General features: G+C 40.1%; 3 rRNA genes and 1 pseudogene. All 4 read left to right on the forward strand.

The window, feature by feature from the left end:
• A 23S ribosomal RNA gene (locus BGP78_RS07135) occupies positions 1-157 on the forward strand; the annotation flags it as partial.
• Between the two features lie 141 nt (positions 158-298).
• Positions 299-413 (forward strand): 5S ribosomal RNA (gene rrf, locus BGP78_RS07140).
• An 838-nt stretch (positions 414-1,251) separates the two neighbouring features.
• Positions 1,252-2,284: pseudogene (locus BGP78_RS07145) on the forward strand (IS630 family transposase).
• A gap of 564 nt (positions 2,285-2,848) precedes the next feature.
• A 16S ribosomal RNA gene (locus BGP78_RS07150) occupies positions 2,849-3,027 on the forward strand; the annotation flags it as partial.

A 3,027-nucleotide genomic window follows, 5' to 3' on the forward strand; every position in this document is an offset into this window, starting at 1 on the left:
AAAGCATCTAAGCGCGAAGCAGGCCTCGAGATGAGTTCTCACTAGAGCTATAAGCTCTCTGAAGGGCCGTTGGAGACTACAACGTTGATAGGCTGGGTGTGGAAGCATGGTGACATGTTAAGCTAACCAGTACTAATTACCCGTGAGGCTTAACCATACAACGCCAAAGTGGTTTATAAGCGACAGAAGTTAATGTTACTAAAGTAGCGTTTTACAAGAATTGGTCATAGATTGACTAATATTTATCAGAATTCCAGATTTAGTTGGCTTGCGGTAGCGAGTTAACACACCAGATTTGCTTGGTGACAATAGCGTTTTGGACCCACCTGACCCCATGCCGAACTCAGAAGTGAAACGAAACAGCGTCGATGATAGTGTGGCAGTTGCCATGTGAAAGTAGAACATTGCCAGGCATTAAATTAGAGAAACCCGTTGCAGAGATGCGACGGGTTTTTTGCATTTGGGGTTTAGGGAAAGGGATTTGAGAAAAATGGGGATTAGGAAGGGGATTCAGGTCGCCATGCATGAAGGATAGTGAAAAGAATGGACCCTGAAATGAATTCAGGGAGACGGGGTTTTGTCTTTAAGCGTGGCTTTTTTATTACGCGGGCCCTTTTGTCTTCCTGACGAAGATCAGGATCCAATACACTCATACTTACCATTGTTATTTTCACACCTTTCTGTATTCGTAAAAGGCAGTGAAAGGCATAGACCCCGAAATGAATTCAGGGAGACGGTAGTCTTATATTTAGAGGCGGGGTTTTGATTACGCCCACCTTGTTGTCTTCCTGACGCAGGTCAGGATCCATACCTCTCATGTTTTTTACCACTGTTATTATCACAGTTTTCAGAGCTCTCACTCACAGTCGTCCTCACACCGGTCTGGGTTCTCGTTATAGTTAAAACTAGTTTCAGTGCTACTTCCCCCAAAAATAGATCCTAAGTAAATTTTTATTGGGTGGAATCAGAATCGAATTTTGCAGAGAAAGATTTTATAGTACGAGTTTACTTAGCTTAATCTCGAACGATGCCGGTATAGTGCAGTAAAGATTGCGAATATAATATGATTAAACTCTTAATTTTAGGCTGTGGCTTATGTCGGTTTTGGAATTAATAATGATATTTTGAGAGGTAAAGTGACGTAAAGGGCTTTATTATTCATTGCTGATTGAGTGGGAAATTGTATTTTATACCAATCTGCTTAAGTTTATGATCTAATATATGTACACGGATTAAAGCATGCTCACTTATATGGATTTAGATACATCTAGAAAGCTCTTAGCACTATCTCGAAGAGAATCAAATGCCAGAAAGCGTATTCGATTACTCGCAGTATCCTTATTTTTAGAAGGTGAAAACCGAACCAATATTGCCAAACGTTTGAATACTGCGAGAAGCAGTGTTAATAAGTGGGTATCAAACTACTTAAATAAAGGCTTAGAAGGACTTGATAGTAAGCCGATACAAGGACGCCCTGCTAAATTAACGCCCAGCCAACTCGAACTCCTTTCAGCTCATATAATTCAGTCAGCCAATTCTTCGGATGGAGGGCGGCTTACAGGCGAAGACATTGGGAACTATATATTTATCCAATTTTCAGTTCGTTACCATTCAGACCATATATACAAACTCCTCAAGAAGCTTGGGTTTAGCTGGATAACGAGCCGTTCAAGACACCCCAAACAATCACGAGAATGCCAGGAAACTTTTAAAAAACTTCCTATTGGAAACGATCCTTCACACCCCAGGGCACCTACCTCTTGAGCGAATTGATGTTTGGTTTCAAGATGAAGCTCGTTTCGGTCAACAAAACCAAACAACACGTTTATGGGCTGCGACAGGCTCAAGACCTCGTGCAGTAAAGTAGCAACAATTTGAGTATGGGTATCTATTTGGTGCTGTCTGCCCTGAAAATGGCAAGACAGAAGCATTAATAACACCTTGCGTAAATAAAGAAGCGATGACATTACATATGGAACAAATATCGAAAGCTACCGAACTTGGAAGACATGCAGTTGTTATTATGGATGGTGCTGGTTGGCATACATTCGATACCGTTCAGCCTTTTAATAATGTCACGTTGATCAAACTACCACCATATTCACCTGAATTAAATCCAATAGAACAAGTTTGGAGTTGGCTCCGTCAGCACTGTTTATCCAATCGTACATTTAAGGGTTATGAAGATATTGTTGAGCAAGTTTCAAAAGCATGGAACAAATTCATTTCAGTTCCTGAGAGAGTTAGAAAGATGTGCTCAAGAGATTGGATTAAATTGACTTAATCTTTATGCAGATTGGTATTACTTATCAAAGTTATCGCAATTATACGTTTTGTTGATTGTTAATTAGTCTAAAAAAGGCATTTAGCTGTTTATTTGTGCGAACAGATAAAAAGTTTAAAAAAGTGCTTGAACAAATTAATGAACGCCCTATAATGCGACCCCACTGACACGGAGCAACACGCTGAAAAGCAAATTAAAACGAGTCAGCGTCAAGTAAAACTTAGCGTTAAAAACTTATTTAAAATTAAGTGTTGACAAAAAAATAGGAAAGCGTAACATGCGCAGCCCTAGCGAGATAAAGCAAAGCGCTTAATCATCGCAACGTTCTTTAAAAATATGAAGCAATCATCTGTGTGGGCACTCGTACAGATTGAGTTCTAACAGCGAACCTTCTTTCTTAGATTGAAGCTAGCAAAAAAATTAGAGTCTCAATTGATTTTCTCTTCGGAGAAACTGAGTGACCAACGGAAACAAGTTTACTTGTTTCAGCACAGTCAATTCGATTTCGAAAGAAATCAAAATCAGAATTCAATGAGCACGAAACTTAGGTTTCAAAAAAACTTTTAATTGAAGAGTTTGATCATGGCTCAGATTGAACGCTGGCGGCAGGCCTAACACATGCAAGTCGAGCGGTAACAGAGATAGCTTGCTATCTGCTGACGAGCGGCGGACGGGTGAGTAATGCTTGGGAATATGCCTTTTGGTGGGGGACAACAGTTGGAAACGACTGCTAATACCGCATA

The sequence above is a fragment of the Pseudoalteromonas sp. MSK9-3 genome (assembly GCF_003590335.1).
GTDB lineage: Bacteria > Pseudomonadota > Gammaproteobacteria > Enterobacterales > Alteromonadaceae > Pseudoalteromonas.